Source organism: Flagellimonas profundi, from assembly GCF_017313275.1.
Lineage (GTDB): Bacteria > Bacteroidota > Bacteroidia > Flavobacteriales > Flavobacteriaceae > Flagellimonas > Flagellimonas profundi.
In genome coordinates, this window is the sequence record NZ_JAFLNM010000001.1 from 339560 (window position 1) to 358016 (window position 18457).

Annotated in this window: 12 protein-coding genes; 4 read left to right on the forward strand and 8 right to left on the reverse strand. The window is 42.7% G+C overall.

Annotated elements, in window-relative coordinates:
- Window positions 1-56 precede the first annotated feature (56 nt).
- Window positions 57-521, reverse strand: a complete 465-nt coding sequence (locus tag J0654_RS01615) for an Hsp20/alpha crystallin family protein (RefSeq protein WP_207026029.1) — start codon at window positions 519-521, stop codon at window positions 57-59.
- Between the two features lie 193 nt (window positions 522-714).
- Between J0654_RS01615 and J0654_RS01620 the strand changes: the two genes are divergently transcribed.
- Both J0654_RS01620 and J0654_RS01625 read left to right on the forward strand, forming a co-directional pair.
- Entirely contained in the window at window positions 715-1557 is an 843-nt protein-coding gene (locus J0654_RS01620) for a universal stress protein (RefSeq protein ID WP_207026030.1), read from the forward strand.
- Window positions 1558-1668: 111 nt separating this feature from the next.
- Window positions 1669-2532, forward strand: coding sequence for a universal stress protein (locus J0654_RS01625; protein ID WP_207026031.1), 864 nt, complete (start codon window positions 1669-1671; stop codon window positions 2530-2532).
- A gap of 199 nt (window positions 2533-2731) precedes the next feature.
- Here the strand turns inward: J0654_RS01625 and J0654_RS01630 are convergent, their stop codons facing one another.
- The 7 genes from J0654_RS01630 to J0654_RS01660 form a co-directional block, all read right to left on the reverse strand.
- The gene (locus J0654_RS01630; RefSeq protein WP_207026032.1) at window positions 2732-3385 is read right to left on the reverse strand and encodes a gluconate 2-dehydrogenase subunit 3 family protein; all 654 of its coding nucleotides are present in this window, start codon (window positions 3383-3385) and stop codon (window positions 2732-2734) included.
- The gene (locus tag J0654_RS01635; RefSeq protein ID WP_207026033.1) at window positions 3385-5103 is read right to left on the reverse strand and encodes a GMC oxidoreductase; all 1719 of its coding nucleotides are present in this window, start codon (window positions 5101-5103) and stop codon (window positions 3385-3387) included. Before J0654_RS01635 ends, J0654_RS01630 begins: the two co-directional genes overlap by 1 nt.
- A gap of 326 nt (window positions 5104-5429) precedes the next feature.
- On the reverse strand, window positions 5430-6761 hold the full coding sequence (locus J0654_RS01640; RefSeq protein ID WP_207026034.1) for a Gfo/Idh/MocA family protein: 1332 nt from the start codon (window positions 6759-6761) through the stop codon (window positions 5430-5432).
- Between the two features lie 19 nt (window positions 6762-6780).
- Window positions 6781-7746, reverse strand: a complete 966-nt coding sequence (locus J0654_RS01645) for a formylglycine-generating enzyme family protein (RefSeq protein WP_207026035.1) — start codon at window positions 7744-7746, stop codon at window positions 6781-6783.
- 8 nt (window positions 7747-7754) lie between these two features.
- Entirely contained in the window at window positions 7755-8687 is a 933-nt protein-coding gene (locus tag J0654_RS01650; RefSeq protein WP_207026036.1) for a hydroxypyruvate isomerase family protein, read from the reverse strand.
- A gap of 86 nt (window positions 8688-8773) precedes the next feature.
- Window positions 8774-11980 (reverse strand): beta-galactosidase, LacZ type, encoded by a 3207-nt coding sequence (gene lacZ, locus J0654_RS01655; RefSeq protein ID WP_207026037.1) that lies wholly within the window; start codon window positions 11978-11980, stop codon window positions 8774-8776.
- A 35-nt stretch (window positions 11981-12015) separates the two neighbouring features.
- Window positions 12016-13032: a GntR family transcriptional regulator gene (locus tag J0654_RS01660; RefSeq protein WP_207026038.1), complete on the reverse strand. Its 1017-nt coding sequence runs from the start codon at window positions 13030-13032 to the stop codon at window positions 12016-12018.
- 293 nt (window positions 13033-13325) lie between these two features.
- On the opposite strand from J0654_RS01660, the gene J0654_RS01665 reads away from it, so the two are divergent.
- Window positions 13326-16550 carry a SusC/RagA family TonB-linked outer membrane protein gene (locus J0654_RS01665; RefSeq protein ID WP_207026039.1) on the forward strand — a complete coding sequence of 1075 codons (3225 nt, stop codon included), beginning with the start codon at window positions 13326-13328 and terminating at the stop codon, window positions 16548-16550.
- A gap of 10 nt (window positions 16551-16560) precedes the next feature.
- Complete coding sequence (locus J0654_RS01670; protein ID WP_207026040.1) at window positions 16561-18438, forward strand: RagB/SusD family nutrient uptake outer membrane protein; 1878 nt, start codon at window positions 16561-16563, stop codon at window positions 18436-18438.
- The last annotated feature ends 19 nt before the right edge of the window (window positions 18439-18457 follow it).

The following is an 18457-nucleotide window of genomic DNA, read 5'->3' on the forward strand; positions in this document are numbered from 1 at the left end:
GTCATCACCTTTTTTTGTTGGTGAAACAGCAATGGGGATACCAAAAAAATCGAAATCTAGGAGACCTTTATTACTTTTGGTTTTTGTTTTTTGGCTTCCTCTTTCTTGGTCAATTTGAATCTTAGAATCCCATTATCATATTTTGCCTCTACAGCCTCATCTTTAATACTATCGGGCAGTTGGAGGGAGCGTTCAAAAGATTCGTGACTGAATTCTTGTCGTGTATACTCTCCTTCTTTTTCCTCTTTTGTCGCGGACTTTTCTGCAGAAATGTTCAAACACCCATTTTCCATGGTAATGTTGAAATCCTTTTTGTCATAACCGGGTGCAGCCATTTCAACCGCAAAGTCCTCATCGGTCTCTTTGATATTTATGGCAGGAACGGAAGATTTTCCGTTCCAAAACCTTCCTTTCCAAGTTTTTGGGTCCCAAATGCGATCTTCAAAGAAATCGTCAAGGTCGAAAAAATCCGAACCTATAAGTCTTCCAAGGGGTCTTCTTTTAAATTTTACCAGTGACATAATTCAATTTTTTTAGTTAAACACTATCCATTTAATGGTACCTAAATTATAATACACTATGCTGAAGTAAAATGATCTGGGTCACCATGGGACGCAATTCGTATGGGATTCTAAGTATACACTTACAGTGTAGGGATTGATGAAAATCATTTCTTTTTATGTGGATTACCGATAAGTTTATATCAAAACAAAAATGAAGTCTATTGTATGTGCCACGGATTACTCGTCAGGTTCGGTTTCCGCACTGAAAATGGCGCATGTGCTAAGTGATAAACTTCATGCGAAATTGGTAGTTCTGCACGTATTTGATTTGAATATTGCCTTATTGACACCGCTGAGCATGACCTATCAAAAAATGGAGAACGAGGAATTCGGCAAACATTATGAGCGGCTAGAGGATTTTTGTAAGGCCCATATCGGCTTGGATTCCTCCGCTAAAGAGCTTGAACTTGTTGTCAGGGAAAACCCTATAGTTAGCGAAGCCATCACAGATGTGTTCATTGGTTTTGATGCATTACTTGTGGTCATGGGAACAAAAGGTACAAGTACCCTAAAGAATTTGATCATGGGAAGCAACACTACGGCCATGATCAAAAAAAGATCATGTCCCCTAATGAACATACCTCCAAACCTAAGTAGTTTTTCTTTGGAAAGAATAGGTTATGCTACAGATTATGATGATGGTGACATCCCTGTTTTATCATGGCTTGTCAAGCACCTTGTGGCTCCCTTGGGGAGTTACTTACATGTGCTCCATGTGCATTCGATGGGTGTTGAGGCGGGGGAAATTCAAATGAATCGGTTCAGAGCCTTGTTGAAACAAAAGATTCCATATAAAAAGATTGGATTTGAGTTAATGTATGCCCAAAACATTTCCGATGCTGTGATGCAATATCTTGAACGAGGGGAGGTCGATATTTTAATGATGCTGGAGCGAGGCAAAAAAGAAACATTCGCCCATACAAACATGGTCAAAAAAATAATGAGAAAAACCGCTATTCCATTGCTCAGTATAAACGAATCCATGGTTCAATGAAATAATCTATTGATATCTACCCTAAAAAGGGAAGGTGAAAATGTCAACTATCGGTGCGATCGAGAGTGGATTGCTTAGCGGATGATGTTCGAAACAAATAATTAATACCTCATGAAAAATATATTATTGCTCACCGATTTTTCAACAAACGCATGGAACGCCTTATATACGGCGGTAAAGTTATATGCTGCATGGGATTGCAAATTCTATCTTCTGCACACCTTCGAGCCAAAGGATTGGAAGATGGTACCCAATGAGGGCGACTCGAAAGGTTTTGAAATTAATTCTCCCGTTGAGCATGATTTAGAAGAGCGTATGGAAGAAACCAAAAATTATCTTATTAAACATAACGATAACAGTAATCATTCCTTTGAGGCATTACTTATGGCTGGCAGTTTGGTCGATACGGTTAGGGTATTGATTTCAAGATATGATTTGGAATTGGTCGTGATGGGGACGCACGGGAAGACAGATTCCAAAAAAGTATTTGCTGGAAATAATGCCCTAAATGTACTAAGACAAGTAATGAACTGTAATATATTATTGGTTCCAAATTCCTTTGACTTTCAAAGATTGAGAACTGTTGTATATCCCACAGAGTTTAAACATTTCACTCCTAAATATGTACTGACACCCTTGATTGAATTGTTAAAAAAATGGCAATCGGAGCTACATATTGTTTATGTGGCGAAGGACTTTAAATTAACGGAAGAACAAAAAATGAACAAGGTCATCTTGAAGAAAAGACTCAAAGGATTACAGGTTAACTTTGATCAAGTAAACCAGTCCGCTTCGGTAACAGATGATATACTTGGGGAAACCAATTTCGTTGGATCGGATATGATTGTTATTACCAAGTACTCCCATGGATTGTTTGAAAGTTTGATACATGAACCTATACTTAAAAAGATAGGCTCCAAGACGAATGTCCCCTTATTGGTGATGCCTGATTTCGAAACTCAATGGAAGGGTTGATAGTAGATCATTGAAGTATTGAGTATATTTTAATACGGATAACCATTTGTTCAGAGATCGGTGTAGGATAGCCCCATATTATTTAGTCCATTGCTTGAGGGTACTTGTTTGCGAGACATTCAGCCACCATTATGTTAAATAGAGACAAAAAAACCTCCAGAACTGGAGGTTTTTATTTTTAGTTGTGCAAAGACAATATTTATAACGACCAAGCTTTTCCACCGGTCAATGTCTCTAGGTCCCCACAGGGAACGTACTCCCCGGGAATGGGCAAATAAGCCAATACTTCCTCACCTACGTATTCTGAGTTTTTGTAGGCCCAAGTGGCCAGATCCCTCAAATCGTTGGCAAAGGAGAAACGGGCGATTTCATCGTCCAATACGGCCTCGCCACCTTGCATAATGGCCTGCATATAGCTCATGATGGCCTCGGAATGTGCCTCTTCTTCCTCATCGGTGCGTTTCTTGAGATATTTTTGCAAGGCAGGCTCAATGTCCGCTGCCTCAATATCCATTAATGTTTCCTTACCTGAATCCGCAAGTACCTTATCGTAGAACTTGTTCATTTTCATGACGACAAAATCCCTTTGGTCCAAGGGCATTACTTCATCCAGATAAGCATCGATAAATACATGTACATTCACTTCGGTTGCAGAAGGGGTATCTGTTTTAGGAAGAATCACGTCCAATGTCTGTGCCATGGCATATCCATGTTCCTTGTCAAGGAAACTTGGAGTCCATTCGGCATAGGCTGGCTTGTTTTTACAGCTCTGCAATAACGATAATAAGGTCGGTGTGGCCACGGCATAGCCAAAGGCCAATCCCATATTTTTAAGTGCTGATCTTCTTTCCATTATATATTTCCTTTTTTAAGTTCTTGGGCGGCGTGGTTGGCGGCCCTTGCAGTAAATGCCATATAGGTCAACGATGGGTTTACGCAACTTGCGGAAGCCATGAAGGCACCATCGGTAACGTAAACATTTTTACAGGCATGAACTTGGTTAAATCCATTGACCACGGAAGTTTTTGGGTCACGCCCCATACGCGCAGTACCCATTTCGTGGATACCCAGTCCAAGCGCGCCCGGATTATCATAAGGTTGGACATCCCTTAATCCTGCTTTGGTAAGCATTTCGACGGCCTGTTCTTTCATATCTTCCCGCATCTTCCATTCATTTTCTTTGAATTCTGCATCAAAAGTTACGGTAGGTAGGCCCCATTTGTCCTTTTTATCATAATCCAAGGTCATTCTGTTGTCTTGATATGGCAGAACCTCTCCAAATCCACCCATTCCAAAAGTCCAGCCCCCCGGTTTGAGCATGGCATCTTTATACTCTTTACCATAGGACAATTCCGCTACGTTATTTTCCCAGTTGCCCCTACCGGCACCACCTTGGTAACCATACCCACGGATAAAGTTTTTCATGTTGGAACTACCTCCCAGATTTCTAAATCTTGGAATATAGATGCCATTGGGTTTTCTACCCTTATAATATTTGTCTTCGAAACCATCAAACTTACCAGATGCTCCCACTCCCAAATGGTGGTCCATGATATTTCTACCCAATTGATCTGAATCATTTCCCAAACCATCTGGGAATCTATCGGATTTGGATTGCATCAATATGGAAGTTGAGGCAATTGAAGATGCGCAAAGGAAAATCACTTTGGCTTTGAACTCAAACTCTTCTTTGGTTTCCCTATCGATTACCTTGACACCTGTAGCTTTTTGGGTGTCCGGGTCATAAATTACCTCGTGAACTATGGAGTCCGGCCTTAGGGTAAGGTTACCTGTTCTTTCAGCTGTTGGAAGGGTAGAGGAGACACTGCTGAAATATCCTCCGAAAGGACATCCTCTGATACAACGGTTACGAAATTGACAACGTACGCGGCCATCTCCTTCAAATTTTTTGTCACTGTTAATGTGAGCTGTTCTTCCTGCGGTAATCACCCGACCATTAAAATGTTCTGCTACCTTTTCACGGACATGTTGCTCCACACAGTTAAGTTCCATCATAGGCTCAAACTGACCATCGGGTAGTTGGGGCAATCCGAGATTTTCCCCGGAAACTCCGATAAAGCTTTCAACCTTATCATACCATGGGGCTATATCTTTATAACGTACCGGCCAATCTACGGCAATACCATCATTTTTATTCGCTTCAAAATCGATGTCGCTCCAACGGTAGCTTTGACGTCCCCACATGATGGAACGTCCACCTACGTGATAGCCTCTCATCCAATCAAACCTTTTGGTTTCATTGTAAGGGTGTTCCAGATCGTTTACGAACCAATGTTTGGAAGCGGCTTGCACCGTGTAACCTGTTCTGGATTGTTTCTCCTGCTTTTTTTTGTCTTCCCTTGTCTGTTGCCCTCCATGGGGAAAATCCCATGGATCCATATTGGCGGTTGGATAATCTTCACGGTGTTTTACCATGGGTCCACGTTCCAAGACCAAGGTCTTGAGACCGTTTTCGCATAACTCTTTGGCAGCCCAACCACCGCTGATACCCGTACCTACCACGATGGCATCATAGGACTCTTGTTCTTCGTTGTAATAAAATTTGCTCATTAGTTAATAATTATAATTGTAAGATATCAAAATTTCTTGCTCTTCGATTGTTATTTCATTTAAAATATCAAAGGGTACTTTCCTTTGCGTTCACGTTGTATATTTTTTATTCCATAGTGGCTTTTATTATATACTTTAGGAGGTACATTCGGATTATTTTCCACCGGAAGAACTCTTTCGATGGAAAGGGCATGGTCTTTTTGATCGTGCCCTTTTAGTTCAGACGGCTTAGTGAGTATAATGTGTTGGTCATTGGTTCATTGACATATTTCATCACCAAACCTTTTATATACCTCTTTTTTATCATATCCTATCGATCATGCCCACTAAAGAACTTTAGCCTGGCCTGGCACCGGGACAGGATAGTTGCCATTTTCATCAGGCCTTGTTGGTGTCGGAGAATCCCAGCTAAGTTCTTCTGGCATAAGTTGTAGATCGGATGCTAGGGCCTCTTCCCATCCGATGACTTTTCCACTGTAGGTTGCCATACGCCCCATTATCGCAGTCATAGTACTTTTTGCACCATTGTAAGCATCGTTGATGACCGCATTGTTTCGTATAGAAGCAAACAGTTCATTATGCTCCTGTTGATACGGGTTATGCCCTTTGGAGTTTCCTATGGACTGTATTTCCTTACCGTCCAGGTCATAGATCTTGGCGACCCCTGCGTCATGGGTGTCCACCCTACCATTGGTTAGCTGAAACGCCTCGCCCACTCGGTACATGGTGTTGGGCTGGTGCCTACATTGGCTTGCGATGACCGCTCCGCTGGGATAGGTGAACTCTACAAAATGATGGTCGAATATTTCTCCGTGATCAGGCCCTTTCCGGACCATGCGTCCGCCCATGCCCTGCGCAGAGACAGGATATTCCCCAATGAACCAGTTGGCCACATCGATGTTATGGATGTGCTGTTCCAAAATGTGGTCTCCGCAGATCCAATTGAAATAGTACCAATTCCTCATCTGATATTCTAGTTCGGACTGTTCTGGTTTTCGTGGACGTACCCATACCCCGGAAGAGTTCCAATAGACCTGCCCCGACAGGATTTTGCCCAGTTCACCGCCCTTGATAAGTGAATTTACTTTGATGTAATTTTCCTGATAATGTCGCTGTAGCCCGACAACGACATTTAGTTTCTTCTGCTCGGCCAACTTGGCCGTCTCCAATACTTTGCGTATTCCGGGCGCATCTGTGGCCACCGGTTTTTCCATAAATACGTGTTTATCATTTTCAATGGCATAGGCAAAATGATAGGGTCTAAAACCGGGAGGAGTGGTCAATATGACCACATCCGCAAGGTCAATGGCCTTTTTAAAGCCATCAAAGCCAACAAACTTATGCTTGTCCTTTACGTTGATCTTTCCAGTGTCCTTGTATTTTTCGTACAAATGACCGTAGCTGGAACTCAACTGGTCTTCAAAGAGATCGGCCATTGCGACCAGTTCCACATGGTCGTCCGCTTCCAATGCTTGGTTGGCTGCACCCGTACCACGTCCCCCACAGCCCACAAGGGCGATTTTTAATTTTTTCTCGTTAAAAACATTCACCATGGCATTGGTGCCCAGAGATGGCAAAACTAACGCACCGGATGCCAAAGAGGCATTTTTAATAAATCTTCTTCTTGATTCGGTATTCGGTTGGTCTTTATGTTCCATTTGTTTATTTTTTTTTACATTAATTTTTAATCCAATAATCGTCATAATTCTCGGGTGTTGGTGTCGCCATAGGCCGTACTACCCTAAATCCCACAAAAGGTGCATCCGTAAACCACCATTTACTCCTCGGAAATTGTGGATCTCGTTGTTTCCAAATGGGATCGGAAGCCAATCTGGAGGCACTACGTAGTTGTTTTGCTTCGTCCCTGAAAGAACCTCCTCGAATGGCCACGGGATATTCTGTGACCACTGGTTCAAAAGGAAGTTGGGCGTTTTCATACCCATTTTCATGATATTGATCCAAAGTCCATTCTGCCACATTGCCGTAAATATCATACAGACCCCATGGATTTGGCTTTTTGGTTCCGACTTGATGGTATGTTCCTTCACTGTTATCTTTAAACCACGCATAGTCTTCCAGGTTCGACGGGTCGTCACCAAAATAATAGGATTGTTCTGTTCCTGCGCGCGCCGCATATTCCCATTCTGCTTCTGTCGGCAATCGATAGTAATGTCCGGTAATGGAAGAGAGCCATTCACAGAAAGTAGAGGCCGCCCTTTGCGTTATATTGACCGCTGGATAATTGGCATCCCGGCCCATGCCCAGGCTCATGTCCACATAAGGTGTCGTAGCGCCCGAGATAGCGTCGGCGTCCAGTTGGACCTCACTTCCCTTTGTTTCATTTTTAAGGTTGTCTATCGTCCTCTCAATAAAGAGATTGTATAGCTCCCAGGTCACTTCAAATTTTGACATCCAAAACCCATCTACTTCAATTTCGCGCACAGGCCCTTCGTCCGGTTTTCTTCTCGCTTCTCCAGCTTTGCTCCCCATCAGGAATGTTCCCGATGGAATCGAGACCATTTCCATATGTGCATCGGTTCCCGGCAAAAGTTCCGTATAGTTTGACCTTTCCTGACCAAAGGCAATCGCCGCACTGCAGAAGAAAAAACAGGCCATTTTGATAAAATTGATATGTGAACTCATGGTAAGCATTAAAATGAGTCACTTTGTTTATATGCTTCAATCACAGCCTGTTCACCATCTTTGCCTGGCCTTGAATTCCCGTGCTCCATGCCCACAATTCCCTGATAACCTTTGGAATGGATATGTTCAAATACATTCTTGTAATTGATTTCACCGGTTGTGGGTTCTTTTCTTCCGGGGTTATCACCCACTTGGAAGTAGGCAATCTCTTCCCATGATGCATCTATGTTGGGAATAAGGTTCCCCTCTTGGATCTGTTGATGGTAGATATCAAAAAGGATTTTACAGGATGGGCTGTCCACCGCTTTGCATATTTCATAGGCTTGGGGACTATCGGTTAGAAAAAGCCCGGGATGATCCCTGAAATTGAGCGGTTCCAGCACCATGGTCAACCCATGGGGTTCCAAAAGGGCACAGGCCCGTTTGAGCGATTCCACCACATTGGCCGTTTGGTAACCCTTTCGTAGTCGCAGGTCTACATGGCCCGGAACCACTGTCATCCATTGGGCATTGATCCGCTTGGCCACCTCTATGGATTCCTTGATTTCCTTCAAGAACTTTTCACGCAGCGAAATATCTCCATTGGTCAGGTTGGGCTTGTTCCATGAAATCTCATGGGCCACGAACACCCCCATGGAAAGGCCCCTATTCTCCATGGTACGTGCCATTTTTCGCTGTAATTCTATGGAGCGGCCCTTCATACCGTTGTCCTCAAAAGCAGTAAAGCCCATATCCGCCATAAAGTTCAATTGGTCAATGGGGTCATCGCCTGCCGAGGCTTTGAACATGCCCAAATGTGGGGCATATTTTAGGTTGAATTGAGCAGGTGCCATAGAGATATGGTCACCCATTCTTTTGTTCTGTGCGAACAATCCTGTCACCCCTAGGCCCAAGGCCCCCGAGAGTATTACATTGTCCTTTACAAAATTTCTACGGTTCATAATAATGGTTTTTCATTTATTTATATTATATGTCATGGTTGTCGATGTTTCTGGATTTTATACTTTGATGCTCGGTTGTACAAAATTCAATCCCGACTTACTGGTCCAACATCCAATACGCTACTGGGATAAATGTCGAACGTGAAAGATGCATTGGATACATCGAGTTTGTATTCATCGTTGGCCAATCCGTTCATACTCCAGCTATTATCGCCACCAACTCCGGTCTGTCCATAATCAATATGGAGGTACACCGCATTTTTAGGTTTTATATCGGTGGTATGCCGTTGTGCCTTTTTGTTGGATCCCGAATCAAAATCTGACATGGGATTATGGTGTGCCGAAAATGAAAAAGGTGCATTTTCAGAAACAAAATCCAACCCACTGCCCAATTCATTGGTGAAGGATGCAAAACGCACATCGGTTCTATTACCATTTTCCTGTGGACGGATGTAAGGCACATAAAAGTCCTCTACTTTGGATTTGTACAACCCCACATATGAAGCCGATTTTCGATCCACGTAATTTTCTTGTGGACCTCTTCCGTAATATTCCGTATTTTGATACTGGTTGTCCAAAACGAACTCCATTCCGTAACGGGGCATGTATTTTAGCTTTTCAGGGTGTTCTGGGGAAAATGTACAGGATACCTTCAAGCCACCATTTTTGTCGACCGTGTAGGTAATGATATTGGTTGCCTTAAGGTTCTTGTAGTTGAATTCATACCTAAACGTATAGGATCCATCCTTGTTTTTTGTGTGGTCAAAGGCTATCAATTCCTTTTTATCAGCTGCATTTCTATAACTGAAATAATCCACATCCTTAGGAGCATCCCATGCGCCCCAAGCACCAAAATCATTATCTGTCGGAGCTCTCCAAAAGGTCATTTTTACGGGCTCTAATAAGATATCCTTATCTCCTTTTTTTATGGCGTCCAGTCCAAAACCTTTAGACCCGAACACATAGGTATATTCCCCAACTGATACCGTATAAGAAGTATGGTCCTTGGAGGCTTTGGTCTTGATCTTTTGAGGCTTGTTGAGAATTTTATAAGTTATGTTCCCAGCCTGCAATTTAAATTGATCGGTTACCAAAATTTCACCTTTTGGCAGTAGGGGGGTATCCCGATTTAGGGATCCAAAAATGTTGATGTAGTATTCTTTTGAGGAATCAATATTATAATCAAAATCAATGGTGACCTCTGCTTTTTGTTGGGGCCCAATCGTTGGAACAGGTAAGGATTTAAATGCAACCTCATTCCCATTTTCCATTAATATGGCTTTAAAGGCGTACGATTCCGTACTGGTAAAAAAGTGTTCATTGTAAACTTCATAGGTGGTATCGTCCAATTTGGAGAACAGCACATTTTGATATACTTTTTTTACCTCAAAAAGTCCCGGGTGGGGGGTAAGGTCAGCCCCCATTAATCCATTGGCGCAAAAGTTTTCATCGGAATGAACGCTGTCTGGTTCAAAATCGCCCCCATAGGCATAATAGGTTTTACCGGATGGTGCTTTCTGTTCCAAACCCTGGTCCATCCAATCCCAAATGAATCCGCCTTGGGCCCGTGGTCTGCTGCGAACCCAATCCCAATAATCTTTGAAGTTCCCACTACTGTTTCCCATCGCATGTGCATACTCACACCAGATAAATGGGCGTTGCTCCTGCAACGGTCTTTTATCGTCAACTTCGAAATGGTTTTTGTCAACATTATTGGGATTTTCATACATCCAGCTAATGATGTCGGTTATTCTACCTTGGTAATGGATACTGTCATTGGCCCTGCCCGCTCGTTCATAATGCACTGGTCGACCGGGGTCATAATCGTGGATCCAATTGTAGGGAATTACGAAGTTTTTGCCACTACCTGCTTCGTTGCCCATGGACCAAACGATGACAGAGGGGTGGTTGATATCCCTTTTTACCATCCGTTGAATACGGTTGAGGTGCATTTTTTGAAATTGGGGATCTTGGGCCAGGGTTTCGTCTTTTTGGTATCCATACCCATGGGATTCGATATTGGCTTCATCGATGACATAAATGCCGTATTGATCGCACAATTGGTACCATAATGGGTCATTGGGGTAATGTGAGGTCCGAACAGCATTGATATTGTATTTTTTAAAGTTTTCAATATCGTCCAACATGGACTCTTTGCTCATTACGTGTCCATGTACAGGATCGTGTTCGTGCCGGTTTACCCCTTTGAGTAGAATAGGCTGTCCGTTCACCAACAGTTGACCATTTTTTATTTCACTGGTTCTAAAACCTATCTTTAACCGGGTACCATCAAGTTGTTGTCCATTGGGATCTTTGAGAGCAATCAAAAGATCGTACAATTTTGGACTTTCTGCCGACCAGGGAGAAATGTTGAGTCCTTTCTTGTTTAACAACAGTTTGCCCAAACTGTTTTTTTTAGGGTCGAAGGACCCTTTCAAGGAACTAATTTCCTTGTCCCCATCAAGAACTTTCGCCTCGACAAATACTTTTTTCACTTCTGTGCCAGTGTCTGCAAAGACTTCGACCTCCAGTTCTCCTTCCTCGTAAGTTGCTCTTTCCAAGGATGCCCGAGCTATAATATTTTTAATTTTGACAGAGTTTGTGGCGTACAGTGTAACATCGCGCTCAATACCGCTTAAGCGCCAAAAATCTTGATCCTCTAAATAAGATCCATCGCACCAGCGATATACCTCCACGGCAATGTCATTTTCACCAGTTTTGACATAAGAAGTTATATTGAACTCGGCAGGTGTTTTTGAACCCTCACTATAACCGACCTTTTGTCCGTTCACCCATAAGTAAAAAGCAGAGTTGACCCCTCCAAAATGGATGTATACTTCTTTGTCCGACCATTCACTGGAAATGTTGAATTTACGTTTGTAACTTCCTACGGGATTGTTGTCATGTGGTATAAAAGGGGCGTTTTTGGGAAAGGGATATTCGATATTGCTATAAATGGGATAGCCATACCCTTTCATTTGCCAGTCTGAAGGTACAACGATATCGTCCCAATTTGAGACATCGAAGTCTTTCGTATAAAACTCTTTTGGACGAACGGAGGGTTTTGGCGACCAGTGAAACTTCCAAGTGCCGTTCAAAGAACGGTAATTTGGAAGTGCCATAGTGGACGTTTGCAAATCATTATCATTAAAATGATAGAAAGAGGCACGAGGTTCCTCCGTATGGAGTGTAATGATATCGGGGTTTTCCCAATCGGGTCTACTTTCTTGCCCTGTCATCATAAAATTTGACAGTATGGCCAGGAGTGCTATAATTTGTTGGTTTCTGATCATTGGTTTGGCATGTTTGAGGGGGCTTTCCATTGGTTTTAGAGTGAATGGCGTCTGAGCAGGTTAGTTGGTATGATGGTCCTGATCGGGGTTCCTTCTTTTACGAATTTCCCCGCCATTTTACCCATTTCCTTAAAATCGGTGGACATGGTTGTTATACCTCCCATAATAATTTCTTTGAGCACATTGTCATCGTAAGAAAGAATACCCAAGTCTTTGCCCAAGATGCATTGTCCCCGAGAACAGTCCTTTAAAAATTTCCAGAGTATCGAATCATTTTTGATAAAATAAAGCGTGTTTTTTTTGAGGGTTTCGGGCATATAACCTTCTTCGATGCTGCCCCGAATGTCATAATCTTTTATAAATCGTTCAAAAGCATTTCGGATTCCCAGCGGGGAATAATCAGTTTTGGTATTGAAAAACAAGACCATGTGCTCGTACTTTCGTATTTCTGGCAACAACTTGACAAGCTTGTTATAGGTGGAATTTTCAAATTCCTGTGCAATGAACGAATATTCTGGACCCAGGTCTAGGTACCTATCTACCAAAATCAATTTGTTGGGAGGAATGGATTGTAGCATGGGTATAACGGCATTATCCTGGATTGGGGCGATTACATACATACCATACTTTCCTTTAATATTGCTTATTATTGTCTCAAATATGGAGAGGTTGTTATGGTGGAAAAATACATCGACCTGATACTTTTTTCCCAGTTCGTTTCGCAGGGTATTGTAAAAATCCTCCTGAAAACTTTGAAAAGCAAAAAGCAAAAGCGCCACCCGAAGCATGACTCCGGTCTCTTGACTTATTACAAAATAGCCCTGTTTATTTTTGGATTCCACAAGTCCTCTGTCCTTTAGCTCTTCATAGGCTCTTACAATGGTTTTTCGGGCGTATCCAACGTTACGGACCATTTTATTGATGGACGGCAGCTTATCTCCAACAAGAAGATCCCCCTCGGCAATACTATCTATGACACTTTGTACTAATATTTCGTGCTTGGACAGTAAGTGGCTGTCCTGTAATTCCAAAATTCTATCTAACAAATCCATGCTTTCAACACTGTTTACGAGGGTGTTTACTATCAGAAATACCCTGAATGTAAGTCATTTTAAAGCAATTACGTCATTATGTTCTTTTTGGTGTTGTACCAAATATTCAATGACCAAGGGCTATAATTACTGAATTGTCAAAAAAACACTTACAAATTTTTTGATATTCCAAATTTAACACTAATTTAGCAACAGTAGCACAGAGTATCATAGATTTTTTAAAATTTTTCGTGGTTTTGATCAAAATTGTGCTGCTAGCACGAACTAATAACTAAACAACAAACATTCGATTTATGAACAACCAATCGTCATTGCACAGAAAATGCATAGGAGGTAAGCCATGTGTTTTCTTGGCCTTTGTCCTGTTTTTGGGAGGTATATTTTTCTCCGCTGCTCAGGCCCAAGGTATCACTGTCTCTGGAACGGTAACAGCCTCCTCGGATGGCCAGCCGCTACCAGGTGTCACTATTGTCGACATGAACGACTCTTCCAAAGGAACCATTACAGACTTTGATGGAAATTATACCATTTCTGGAATTCAGGGGTCGACCTCTTTAAGGTTCAGTTCCATTGGATTTAAACCCTTAGTGGTTGCCGTTAACAACCGAACAACTATTGACTTGGCCATGCAGGAGGATTTAGCCTCGTTGGACGAGGTGGTCGTTGTGGGGTATGGAACCCAGAAGAAAGCAACGGTCACCGGAGCAGTGGCAGCAGTAAAGGGAGAGGTTTTGGAAACCGCTCCAACCATAAGTGTTTCCAACGCCTTATCAGGGCGATTGCCTGGTCTTGTTGTGATTCAGACCAGTGGGGAACCAGGAAGTGATGCCGCCAGTATTAGCATTAGGGGTACCAATACACTTGGAAATAGTAGTCCATTAATCGTTATTGACGGTATTCCGGATCGTGATGGAGGTATCGGACGACTCAATGGAAATGATATTGAAAATATTTCAGTGCTTAAGGATGCCTCCGCGGCCATTTATGGTGCAAGGGCTGCTAACGGGGCGATTATTGTGACAACAAAGCAAGGTAGGACGGGGAAGCCCGAAGTTACCTATACTGCCGATTTTGGTATGTCACAGCCCACCAAAGTGCCCGATATGGCAGGTGCTGTTGAATATGCAAACATCATGAACGAGATTACTGTTTTTAACAGTAATATCCCAGTTGGGGAATGGGGTGCTGCCTGGAACGCATTTGGTAATTCAGGCAGTTATACGATTCCATCAACGGACGAAACGGTGAATGCTGCATTTTCACCCGAGTCCGTTCAAGGATATGCCCAAAACTCGGATCCATGGCTTTATCCGAATACTGATTGGTTCGATGCCACTTTTAAGGATTGGTCTATGCAGAGTAGGCACAATCTTTCCATTCGAGGAGGTGGTGAAAACATCAAGTACTTTTCATCCATAGGGTATTTCGATCAAGATGCGTATTACAAAAATTCATCTACCCGTTACCAACAATATAATTTTAGAATCAATACGGATATCAAGGTCAATGATTATATCCAGACCAAACTGGGTTTTGCCTATAGGAAGGAAGATAGGCGTTATCCTACAGAAGGTTCTGGGGCCATTTTTAGGATGTTAATGAGAGGAAGGCCGACCGACCCCGCAATTTGGCCTACCGGTGAACCGGGACCTGATATTGAAAACGGGCAACAGCCAGTGGTCATTACGACCAATGCCACAGGATATGATAGTCAGCCCACGGATTACCTTCAGTTTACGGGATCGGTGGATATTACACAACCTTGGATCGAAGGTCTGAAATTAACCTTGTTGGCCGGTATTGACCAAAGCCAAGTTAGAAGAAAACTATGGCAAGTACCTTGGGAATTGTATTCCTTGGACCGGGATACCTATATTAATACTGGCGAGCCCATACTGACCGCGAATATCCGATCCAGTTTTACGGACCCAAGATTGACACAGTCCTCTGCGAATAATCTTAATACGAACCTAACAGCTTTGCTTAATTATGACCGTGTCTTTAACGATGTGCATTCTGTTAATGTAATGGCCGGTGTGACACGTGAACGTTTTCAAAATGAATTCTTTTCGGCTTTTAGCAGAAACTTTATATCCTCTTCCATCGATCAATTGTTCTTTGGTGGTTCCGATGGACAGGAAGTGGACGGTAGAGCTTTTGATAGAGCTCGTCTAGGTTATTATGGACGGGTCCAATACGATTATAAACAAAAATATTTGGCCGAGTTCATCTGGAGATATGATGGTTCCTATATATTCCCGGCAGATGACAGATTTGGATTTTTCCCCGGATTCTTGGTGGGTTGGAACGTTTCCAATGAGGATTGGTTCAATATTGATGCTATCAACTACCTTAAATTAAGGGGTTCATATGGTCAAATGGGTAACGATCAGGTGTTTTTTGATGGTTCATTGCAGGAATATGCCTATTTGTCAACGTATTCGCCCAACCAGTATCCTATAAACGGTGCAGTGGTAAACACTTTGGAAGAGGCTCTTTTGTCCAACCCTAATTTTACATGGGAGCGTGCCAATAATTTCAATCTTGGTCTGGATACGTATCTTTTTGACAATTCATTGAGCATGAGTTTTGAATATTTTTATAATAAAAGGGATCAAATTTTGATTCGTGAAACAGGATCCACTCCTGGTTCCTCTGGTATTTCGGACAAACTTCCTCCGGTAAACGCTGGAGAAGTGGCCAACAAGGGATTTGAGTTCGCAGTTAACTATTACGGAGGTAGTGAAGAAGGGATTTCCTGGGATGTGGGAATTAATGGAGGTTACGCTAAGAATGAGGTGGTCTTTATGGATGAGATTCCCGGTGCCCCCGAATATCAGCGTCAAGAGGGTAAGCCAATAGGGGCCTACTTTGTATATAAATATGATGGTGTATTCAGGGATGAAGCGGATATATCTGCCAATACTTTGGATTATAGTGAAGTAACTCCTAACTTAAGGCCAGGTGACATGAAATTTAAGGATGTTAACGGTGATGGTGTAATCAATGGGGATGACCAAGTTCGTCTTGAGGAAAACATAGTTCCCAAATTCAATTTTGGGGCCACTTTCAATGCATCCTACAAGAATTTCAACTTAGCGGTGCTCTTCCAAGGTGCGACTGGAGCATCCTTGCCCATTCAAACAGAATCAGGGGATATTGGTAATTACCTACAATATTCCTACGATAATCGATGGAGTATCACCAATCCAAGTAGTGTACATCCAAGATTGGCAACCAGGGGAGACACCTACTATACTGGTGGCAGCTATGGAAATAATACCTACTATCTATTTAGTAAGGATTATATAAGACTAAAGAATGTACAATTGGCCTATAATTTTCCAAAAAAACTTCTTGAACCCTTTGGGTTGTCCGGTTTTAGTTTATACGTAAGCGCCAACAACTTGATAACATGGGCAAAAAATGATATTTATGACCCGGAATCCACAGTGAACAGTGGACAGTTTTATCCACAGGCTAGAGTTGTAAACACTGGATTTACAGTAAAATTTTAATTTGATTGTTATGAAGAATATAAAACTCTATTCGATATTGATTGCAGTAATGGCAATCGTACCCATATCTTGTTCTGAAGATTATCTTGAAACCAAACCTTTGGACAAAGTTTCCTCGGATGCGACCTGGGGAGATGGAGCACTCTCCGAAGCCTTTGTCTTCGGTGTCTATTCCCATTTAAACTATGGGGGATTTGAAGAAGAAGGATTGGCTTCATTGACCGATGAGGCCATGTTTACGCACTCCGGAAGGGGTATAAATGTCATCAACGAAGGTACGCTATCCCCAACAGGTACTGGGAATGTCAATATTATTCCGCAATGGGACGAGCTTTTTTCGGCAATAAGACAAGCCAACATTGCTATTGCAGAACTTCCCAATGCCACTTTTGGAGATGATGGCCTCAGGGATCGATTGTTGGGGGAGTCCTATTTTCTTAGAGCCTATTATTACCACCAAGTTGTAAGATATTATGGAAGTTCTCCGATTATTGACAAGCCCTATGGACTGGACGAAGACTATGCTATTGCCCGAGGCACCTATGAGGAAAATATCAACTTTATTTTGAGTGATCTCGATCAGGCCATTGCCTTGCTCAAAGATAAAGGTGCTACACCAGGAAGGGCTTCAGACCTTAGTGCTATGGGCTTGAAATCCAGAGTGCTGTTGTACGCGGCCAGTGACTTAAGGCACGGTCCCACTGTTTCTGCGCAATCTTCGGCTCATGGAAGCTATGGGAACTTGGAACTGGTAGCCTATACCTCGGGGGACCAAGCATCCCGGTGGAATGCGGCTAAGGTCGCTTCGAAAGCCTTGTTGGATGCTACCACGGGTTATAAATTGGATTTGTCCGGCCCGGTGAGTCCTGAGGAAGGAGAAGCAAATTATGTAGCCCTTTCCATGGGAGGTGGCAGTGGAGCTGCAGATGCGGCGGCACATAGCGATATACTTTTTGAAAGGACGCATAGTGCCCTTTATACCGTAGAAAGCAATTGGCCTCTTGGAGGTATTCACCAAGGTATAAATAACGGTCCCAACGGTTACCACAACTGGGCAGGAAATACTCCTATTCAACAATTGGTCGACGATTATGAAATGATGGACGGCTCAAAGTTTGATTGGGAAAATCCAGAACACGCCGCTTCACCTTACACGGACAGGGACCCTAGGTTTTACGCAACGATTCTGTATGATGGGGCAGATTGGAAACCTCGACCAAGTGATGTGGTCTCTATTGATCCATACGATCAAATACAAACCGGAACCTATGATGATGGGGCTGGTGGTACCATAGCCGGTGTTGACACAAGAAATTCCGTTATAGAGAACTGGAATGGTTCTAGAACCGGATATTACGTGCGTAAATTTATCGACCCCGATCCATCTGTTCCAGATAATATGTCCAGTGCACAATTGGTACCATGGCCATTCATTCGTTACACGGAGATAGCTTTAAATTATGTGGAAGCCTGTTTGGAAACCGGTGATGAGGCCGAGGCCATTCTATGGTTGAACCGAATTAGATATAGAGCGGGTATGCCTGCGGTTTCGGCTACCGGAAGTGAACTCGTGGAACTCTACCGCAATGAGCGAAGAATTGAGTTGGCGTATGAGGAACAACGGTATTTTGATGCCCGTAGATGGTTGATAGCACCAGAAACTTTGGGTAGGGGAATCAAAGTAATCAAGGTGACTGCCACATTGAAAACAGGAGCTACGCCACACGTACCCTATAGATATGACCCAGAGGTTTATGATTATACCTACAATGTAGTGGACAATACAGAGAACGAAACAAGGACATGGGAAGATAAAATGTATTTTATGCCCATTAGTAGAGACGAAATTAACCGTAACGAATTGTTGGTTCAAAACCCTGGTTATTAATTGTATGGGTAAAGAATTA